Below are 7,270 nucleotides of genomic sequence, written 5' to 3' on the forward strand. Positions count from 1 at the left end.
GTGTATGACCGGCTGCCTGATGAAACCCGGGCGGCTCTGCCGCTGAAGCGGGCCTGGGTGCTCGATGAAGAGGCAGGCTAAGCCTCCCGCCCCGAAACTGTCAGGCTGAAATCCAGGACTTCGGCCAAAGCATGTCAAGAACAGGGAATTTGAAGTCTATTCCGACAGCTTTTCAAACAGCTGCCTGAGGTCAGGTTGGGGTTTACTCCAACCTGACACGCTGCGCTGCCCTCATTCCTTTAAAACGTGTCTCGGAACAGCCGTTGAGAACAGCCAGCCGACAGCTACTTGCAAGACATGGTGGCAAGATGGTCCCCTCCTTGCATGTGACTAGCAGCGATAAGTTTATCGCTGCGATTCACACCCTCTGAACGAGCCGGCTGGTTTGTAGCGAAAATGATCGAATCCGCTACATTTTCACGGTTCGTGAACCGACCAGCCTGCCGAGACGGCTCAGCGGTGTCAGTTTCAGAAGCCGTCTGCACAGATGCCCATACCCGCCTGCAGACACCGGAGGAAGGTCCGTCCTGCAGGCACGACGCCACAGCCCGGCACGACGCGGCACGTGGACCCGCGGCCGTGGGCGGGGATCAGCTGTTCGCCGACAACCGGGCAACGACCTTCTCGACGGCGGGAATTCCCACTCCGTAACGCTCTGCCTGGCGAACCAGTTCGCCGCCGATCGAGTCGAGTTCGCTCGGCCGCCCTGCGGCCAGATCGGCCTGCAGCGACGAGCGCATCGTCGCCGGCAGCGCCGACAGGGTAGCGGCGAGCGTTTCGACCGTGTCAGGCACACCGTTGGCGATCTCGCACGCGACGACCTCGGCCAGGACCGCTTGCGTGAGGGCGGCATCCTTCGCCATGGCCTCGCCCAGGGGAGCCTGCCAGTACGAAGTCAACAGGGCGAGGGGCGCCAGGAAGCGGAACTTGCGCCAGAGGACCTCCGCGTCGGTTCCTCCGACGGTGAGCTCGGCCGTGGTTTCAGCCAGGGAGCGAACCGAAACGAACTCACCGGCACTCGACGGCACGGTGACGCGGGCGAAGGGGCTCCTGTGCTCGATTGCCCCGTCCGCTGACCGGGCTGCCTCAATGGCAATGCTTCCGGCCGCCACCGGGATGCCCTCGAGGTGCCGTGACAGCACCTCCGTGTGCCCCACCCCGTTCATGAGGGAGAGCACCTCGCGGGGCTGGCTCTCCGCGATCAGTTTCAGGCTGTCGCCGAGGCCGAAGGTCTTCACCGTGAGGATGACGCTCGCCCCCTCAGGCACGGTCCCGCACGCCGGGACGAACTCGGTTCCCTCACCGAATACCGTGCTGGTCACCCGGATTCCGTGGGAGATTATCCTTTCGACGGATGCCGCCCGGCCGACGACAACGACATTTGCCCCGGCGCGATGGAGGAGCCACGCCAATAGTCCACCCACCGCTCCCGGTCCGACAACTGAAATCACAGGCTTCACTTCAGTCACGCCCCCAACCTAGCAGGGCCCCGGCCCCGAACATGCTCCGGCATGTCAGGTGCGTGAGGTCTGTTTGCCGCCCGGGTTGCCGAACCTTGCCGTTTATCGGAGCCAGCTGCCGCCCGGCAGTTTGGAGGACCCGGGTGTGCGCTTTGGCTGGTTCGCAGCAGTCGCAGGTCTCGAGCTGGCGTTTTCCGGTGAGGCGGTGATGGTTACGTTTCAGGCGTCGCCCGGCGTTCCCCCTTCGGCTCAAATGACGGCTATCGCTTCGCGATGACTACGCGCCATCGGGTCGCAGTCCTCCAGATGGGAAAACGCGGCGATACAACGTTTGCCGTGTGACACCGAGCCCCCCCTGTAGAGGCCGACCACCACGGCTTCTTTCTGCCCCACAGCGGCCATGGCGAACCTTGGCGGCAGTGCGCGACCGGGAAGCCTCCGGGGCAACATCCGGAACCGAAAGAACCGACCGCAAAAGCGCCCAAGCCTTCCCCACACGGGCCGGAAGAACCGCCAAACCAACCTGCGAATTAACCGCCAACCGCTGCGATTCACACATTCAGGCATGTGCATAAGTTCTCGTTCATCCTTGTCGCGGAACAGCACCGGCTTATGGGACGCTTCCCGACGCCGGTGAGGTCCATCCGGCGATGATGCCCAGCAGGGTGCTCTTACCCGAACTGGAGGGGCCGGTGAGGGCGTAGGACCTCCCGGGCAGGAACTCACAGGGTCAGGTCCGTGAACAGGAAGGCCTGCCCGGGGAAGGCATGGCCGAGCTGCTCCAGGCCGTACACCGCCCCCGGCGGGACGCCCAGAACTGATCGGCAAGCTCGTATTTTGCCGGCATGCCCCCGGCGAGTCCGGCGACCGGGACGCGGCAAAGCCTGGCGTCGTGTAGCGGCGCAGCCCAGTTGAGCAGCGCCGCCGTCGAGAAGGGTGGTATTCGGGGGCTTACTGTGTCAAGGATGCTTGACACGATTACCTGCGCAGCCTATCGTGTCAAGCACACTTGACTTCAAAGGAGGAACGACCCGTGCAAGAACACAACCAAACCGGGAAACAGCGTGCTATCAGGAACGTTTTTGGATTGGGGGTCTGGACGCTCGCCTGGACGGCAACCCTTGCCCTGGCCAATTTCGGCCCCGGTTTCCTGTGGGACTCCCAGCCGGTCGGGAGCTGGATCGCAATTGCCGCCAACCTCGTACTTGGCGTCGGATGGATAGTGGCCCATGCACGCTTTCTCCGAGGAGTGGATGAACTGCATCGAAAGATCATGCTGGATGCGGTCGCCGTCGCACTTGGGGTGGGGCTGGTGGGCGGATTCGCCTATGCGGCCGCGAACAGCGTCGGCCTCATCGCCTTCGACGCCAATATCGCATTCTTCTCCGCTCTGATGGCCGTGGTCTACCTTCTCGCCACCGTTGTGGGGACGCTGAGATACCGGTGAAGAACCGCCTAAACGCCCTTCGAACTGAGCGCGACTGGACCCAGGCGGATCTGGCTGAGCGCGTGAATGTGTCAAGACAGACAATCAACGCAATTGAGAAAGGGAAGTTCGACCCGAGCCTCCCGGTCGCCTTCCGTATCGCCAGGCTATTCGAGATGAAGATCGAAGAGATCTTTCTCTACGAACAATGACTGGCCGGGGCGAAGCTCGATCAAGACTCGGACGTTGCTGGCGAAAACCGGCATCCGCTCGTTCACAGTTCGCCGGCTGGTCCGCGCGGATACAAAAAATCAAGGTTCAATCGCGCGCGGTCGTTGAACTCATGAAAATCAACGACCTAACGACAATCACGGACGACGTCATTGAAGCGGCATGCTCGACACTCGTCATCGGGATCAGCTAGAAACCGCCGATTCAACTGTGAAAAAGCCGCCATATTCTGAACTAACAGTCACAAGGGGCCCGTCTGATCCTGCGATTCTCATATTGCGGGAAGCGGCACGAGCAACTTGGTTGCTCCTGTGGACACAGAGTCGCCGAACAGCAGATCCGGAAGCTCCTCGGGCGGGGGTGACGTGCAGGTCGCGGTGACCGCTCCGGTGTCCCTTTCCGGGCAGGAGGTGGCAGTGACGAACTGCAGACAGGCAGGAGAGGGCTCAAGAGTCGGGTGGGTGTGTTCAGCCGGCAGTGCCGGCGATCTCCTGCAGTGCACGCACGTGCGCGTCGAAGGCGTTCCGCCCGGCTGGTGTGAGGGTTACCCAGGTCAGGCGGCGGGCATCCGTGCGCGCGGCGGATGCGGCCTTGGTCAGGCTGACGTATCTGGCCTCTGCCAGGGTTTTCAGGTGCTTCGAGAGTGTTGCGTCCGAGACGTCCAGCGTGTCGCGCAGCACAGCGAAGTCCATCTGCTCCACCGGCCGCAGTACTCCGCAGATCCGTAACCGTACCGGCGCGTGGATGACCTGGTCGAACCGGGCCTTAATCACGGCGCAGCTGATCCAGCGCCGAGCGGTAGACGATTCCCGCGAGCCAAGTGACCAGACCGAAGGCGGACAGGCTGGTCAGCACCACGGCCCAGCGGGCGCCGAAGGAGGCCAAAACGAGCGAGATCGAGAACAGGGTTAGGCAGACCACGAGAATCGCGGTCGTCGCCATTACGGCGCGTACGCCCAACTTGCGGAATCGGATTCCGGTTTCGCGGCGGATCAGGTGAACGATCACTAGAACCGCGACCAGGCCCAGCCATCCGGAAGTCGGGGGCTCGTAGTTTTCCCCGGGGTTGACCGTCGCGGCCGCTGCCACCCACCAGGCCGCCACGCCCCCGAGCGCGGCCAGCAGTGTTTTGGGAACTTGCACTCCGTCGGCCAGTGCCTGACGGTCGGAAGCGAGGTCGCGCAGGCTGGCGGCGGCATCCTCGGACGACGGGCGCCCCTCAAAGTTATTTTCCATATCGGAAAGACTACAGAATCACTTTCCGTACCGGCAAGAGATGTTCGGGCGGATGATTGACCAGCTGGGAAGTGTCCGTTGGAGGATCCGCACACGCGACACGTCTCCCAGGGGCTGCGGGCGACGCTGAAGCCGGGAACCTCGTGTCGTGAACTAGACTGCGCTGACGGGAGAAGACGCGGGGACGGCGGCGCAGTCGGCAGTGGCGCCGAACGACTGGTTGGGGGATGGATGGGAACGGACTGGCGCTTTCCGGTCATGATTGCGGTATCCCTTGTCGAGTTCGTTCTGCTCCTTCGCCTGGTTCTGGGGCGGGCGGCCTTCCGCCGGCGCATGCTGGCCGTGGCCGCAGTGTCCCTCACCGTTGTCGTGGGTGGCATGCTGTTTGGAAAATACGGGCTGCTCCTGGGCCTGCCGTGGTGGATTTACTACCCGGTTCCCGCGCTCACCACAATCGTGGTGCCTCCGCTTGTTTTCCGGATGGGTTGGAAGCGCACGGCCGTGTACCTGGTTCTTGCTGCCTTGTCCGCCCCACTCATTCATGCGGCGTTTTCATTCTTCCTTGGGTGGCACGAATACATGCCGTTCCTTCCAGTGCCGAGTTTGGCCAGCTTGCTGGGAATCTGAATGGAACCTCTCCGCCCGTGCCACTGGGACGCACCCGCGAGATTGGGTTGCTGCGCGCGATCGGACTCTCCCGACACCGCGTGCGCGATGATCCTCGCCGAGTCGGTCCAGCTCACCGTGGCGGCCATCGTGCTCGGCATCCTTCTGGGGGTGCTCTACGGCTGGGCAGGCGCCGTGAGCCTGCTCTCCTCCATCAAGGGCGTCGGGTTCTTCGCTCCCACCGTTCCGTGGCCGGTGATAGCCGCAAGCGCGGGCGTGGCCATCCTGGTGATCGTGGCCGCGAGCCTGGCCCCGGCCCGCCGCGCGGTCCGAGTCTCACCGACGACGGCGCTGCAGGCGGCATGACCGCGCGGAAGCCAACCCCATGCCCACGTCTATTACGGGGAAGATGTAGTGACTGCGCTGACACTCATTGCGATTGCGGCGATCCCGGCGACGGCGGCCGCGCGATGCAACCTAATTTGGGAACCTGCGCGTTCCCTGATTTGGGTGCGGGCCGTTCGGCAGGGGGCGGGCTGTGGAGTGCGCCGAGGGCCGGCCCATCGGCCTTGGCTCGGTTGAGTCCATGATGATGGCTGCTGGCTTCATGTGGCGGTTTCCGTAGCGACGGAAACAACAGATCCACATGGCTATCATCCTTGCATCCGCTGACAAATACTTCCGGTTGGCCGACTTACCTCCTCGGATACCGGGGCCGGCCCTCCGGGGGTCCTGCAGGCGGGGCGGGAGCCCCTCGCAGTTCGACGATTGCCTTCGCACACATGTGAATGACGTACGGTCTCCGTACTGAAGGGCGGGGCAATGTTCGTTAGACCTGCTCCGAGAAAGTGTCCATACAGGAGAATCACTGCATGAGCCACCGCATACGCCCCGCCACTTCTTCAGACCTGGACTCCGCAGCACGGGTCCTCGCCGCAGCGTTCGACACGTACCCTTGGACGCGATGGACTCTCCCCGACGACGGATACGCAGAACGCCTCGAAGAGGTTCAGCGTCTCTATCTCGCCCACGCGCTTAACCACGGCATCGTGCTCGTGGACGAACAGGTGCGTGCAGTCGCTGCGTTCCTTCCGCCAGACGCCCCGACCCCGACTGAGCAGATTCAACAGCGGGTGGTCGAGCTGCACGGATCACGCCTCGCTGCGCTTTCAGGACTGTCCCTCCCCGACGCTCTGGCAGGATGCTGGACTCTCGAAACTGTCGGCGTCGATCCAGCCCATCAGGGAGCGGGCCTCGGGGTAGCCGTGATCGCGGAAGGTCTGGCGATGATCGACCAGCGAGGCGAGCCCGTCGCTCTCGAAACCTCGGACGAGCGAAACGTGCGCCTCTACCAACGGCTGGGATTCACTACCGCCGCGACGACCACGATCCCAGGCGGCCCCATCGTGTACTCGATGAACCGCGTCATTCCGTCTCAGTAATCGATTGGCTTACGGGTATGGCGCACACCCGCTCCTATGGTTGTTGCATGACTGATGTGCAGGTTCTGCAGGCATACGCCGCCCGGGCTGCAGAGTACACGGTTGCTCTGGGAATGGTTGCAGACATGCACGAGTCAGATCGGCAACGCATAGAACTGTGGTCCGACGGGATCGACGGCCGTGTAATCGACGCGGGATGCGGCCCCGGACACTGGACAAACTTCCTTCACCAGAAGGGCCTGGATATCACGGGTATTGACATCGTGCCCGAGTTCATCGAGAGGGCCCGATCCCGCTTCCCCGAGGTATCGTTCCAGGTCTCCTCGCTACGTGCTCTCGATGTAGCGGACGGGAGTCTGAATGGCCTGCTCGCGTGGTACTCACTGATTCATTTGGAACCCGAGGAGATGTCGGGGATCCTCTCCGAGTTCGCGCGCGCTCTCGCGCCGCAAGGGCACCTGCTCATCGGGTTCTTCGAGGGTGCCTCCGGCGAGCCGTTCGATCATGCCATCGCCACGGCGTACTACTGGTCTCTAGACCAAATGAGGTACATGCTGCACGGTGTCGGATTCGATGTTCTAGACGTTGAAACACGCCATGATCCCGGAAAACGGCAACATGCATCCATCACTGCGATTGCCCGCTGAAGGATGCCCAAAAGGGAAGGTTCCCAGGGCAGAGAGAACTTGAGCACGGGCGCCCATGCGTCATTCAGTCCTGCGCATAAGTTATCGCTCTCAGTGCCGCGTTGCGGCACCGAATGATGCGACATTGGGCCGCGTTCCCAGCGTTGAACTAAACTTCCACTCCGACGGCTTGCAGCTGGCTCTTGTGCATGGCCCTTCGGTAGGCGTATCCCGGGCCGGCCG

General features: G+C 62.8%; 10 protein-coding genes. 6 read left to right on the top strand and 4 right to left on the bottom strand.

Annotated features, from left to right (window positions below; genetic code table 11):
• Window positions 1-590: 590 nt before the first annotated feature.
• Both AC5RWU_RS23215 and AC5RWU_RS23220 read right to left on the bottom strand, forming a co-directional pair.
• Window positions 591-1,469 (bottom strand): ketopantoate reductase family protein, encoded by an 879-nt coding sequence (locus AC5RWU_RS23215; RefSeq protein ID WP_493986533.1) that lies wholly within the window; start codon window positions 1,467-1,469, stop codon window positions 591-593.
• A 601-nt stretch (window positions 1,470-2,070) separates the two neighbouring features.
• Entirely contained in the window at window positions 2,071-2,178 is a 108-nt protein-coding gene (locus AC5RWU_RS23220; protein WP_493986542.1) for an ATP-binding cassette domain-containing protein, read from the bottom strand.
• A 369-nt stretch (window positions 2,179-2,547) separates the two neighbouring features.
• On the opposite strand from AC5RWU_RS23220, the gene AC5RWU_RS23225 reads away from it, so the two are divergent.
• Complete coding sequence (locus AC5RWU_RS23225; protein ID WP_494037335.1) at window positions 2,548-2,907, top strand: hypothetical protein; 360 nt, start codon at window positions 2,548-2,550, stop codon at window positions 2,905-2,907.
• Window positions 2,904-3,098, top strand: a complete 195-nt coding sequence (locus AC5RWU_RS23230; protein ID WP_493986535.1) for a helix-turn-helix transcriptional regulator — start codon at window positions 2,904-2,906, stop codon at window positions 3,096-3,098. The genes AC5RWU_RS23225 and AC5RWU_RS23230 overlap by 4 nt, the downstream gene beginning before the upstream one ends.
• A 486-nt stretch (window positions 3,099-3,584) precedes the next feature.
• On the opposite strand, the gene AC5RWU_RS23235 is transcribed toward AC5RWU_RS23230, so the two are convergent.
• Both AC5RWU_RS23235 and AC5RWU_RS23240 read right to left on the bottom strand, forming a co-directional pair.
• The gene (locus AC5RWU_RS23235) at window positions 3,585-3,890 is read right to left on the bottom strand and encodes a transcriptional regulator (protein ID WP_493986536.1); all 306 of its coding nucleotides are present in this window, start codon (window positions 3,888-3,890) and stop codon (window positions 3,585-3,587) included.
• Window positions 3,883-4,353, bottom strand: a complete 471-nt coding sequence (locus AC5RWU_RS23240; RefSeq protein ID WP_493986537.1) for a hypothetical protein — start codon at window positions 4,351-4,353, stop codon at window positions 3,883-3,885. The genes AC5RWU_RS23235 and AC5RWU_RS23240 overlap by 8 nt, the downstream gene beginning before the upstream one ends.
• A 78-nt stretch (window positions 4,354-4,431) precedes the next feature.
• Here AC5RWU_RS23240 and AC5RWU_RS23245 point away from each other — a divergent pair, with 78 nt between their 5' ends.
• The 4 genes from AC5RWU_RS23245 to AC5RWU_RS23260 all read left to right on the top strand — a co-directional run bounded on the left by AC5RWU_RS23245 (window position 4,432) and on the right by AC5RWU_RS23260 (window position 7,048).
• On the top strand, window positions 4,432-4,980 hold the full coding sequence (locus AC5RWU_RS23245) for a hypothetical protein (RefSeq protein ID WP_494037336.1): 549 nt from the start codon (window positions 4,432-4,434) through the stop codon (window positions 4,978-4,980).
• A gap of 87 nt (window positions 4,981-5,067) precedes the next feature.
• Window positions 5,068-5,325 carry an FtsX-like permease family protein gene (locus tag AC5RWU_RS23250; RefSeq protein ID WP_493986539.1) on the top strand — a complete coding sequence of 86 codons (258 nt, stop codon included), beginning with the start codon at window positions 5,068-5,070 and terminating at the stop codon, window positions 5,323-5,325.
• Window positions 5,326-5,831: 506 nt separating this feature from the next.
• Window positions 5,832-6,401, top strand: a complete 570-nt coding sequence (locus AC5RWU_RS23255; protein ID WP_493986540.1) for a GNAT family N-acetyltransferase — start codon at window positions 5,832-5,834, stop codon at window positions 6,399-6,401.
• 47 nt (window positions 6,402-6,448) lie between these two features.
• Window positions 6,449-7,048, top strand: coding sequence for a class I SAM-dependent methyltransferase (locus AC5RWU_RS23260; RefSeq protein ID WP_493986541.1), 600 nt, complete (start codon window positions 6,449-6,451; stop codon window positions 7,046-7,048).
• Window positions 7,049-7,270 lie beyond the last annotated feature (222 nt).

This window comes from Arthrobacter sp. B0427-1-12 (assembly GCF_059092905.1).

Bases quoted from the DNA above. Each gene is read 5' to 3' on its own strand.
- AC5RWU_RS23250 (WP_493986539.1), top strand. From the start codon at position 5,068: ATGATCCTCGCCGAGTCGGTCCAGCTCACCGTGGCGGCCATCGTGCTC.
- AC5RWU_RS23240 (WP_493986537.1), bottom strand. From the start codon at position 4,353: ATGGAAAATAACTTTGAGGGGCGCCCGTCGTCCGAGGATGCCGCCGCC.
- AC5RWU_RS23260 (WP_493986541.1), top strand. From the start codon at position 6,449: ATGACTGATGTGCAGGTTCTGCAGGCATACGCCGCCCGGGCTGCAGAG.
- AC5RWU_RS23255 (WP_493986540.1), top strand. From the start codon at position 5,832: ATGAGCCACCGCATACGCCCCGCCACTTCTTCAGACCTGGACTCCGCA.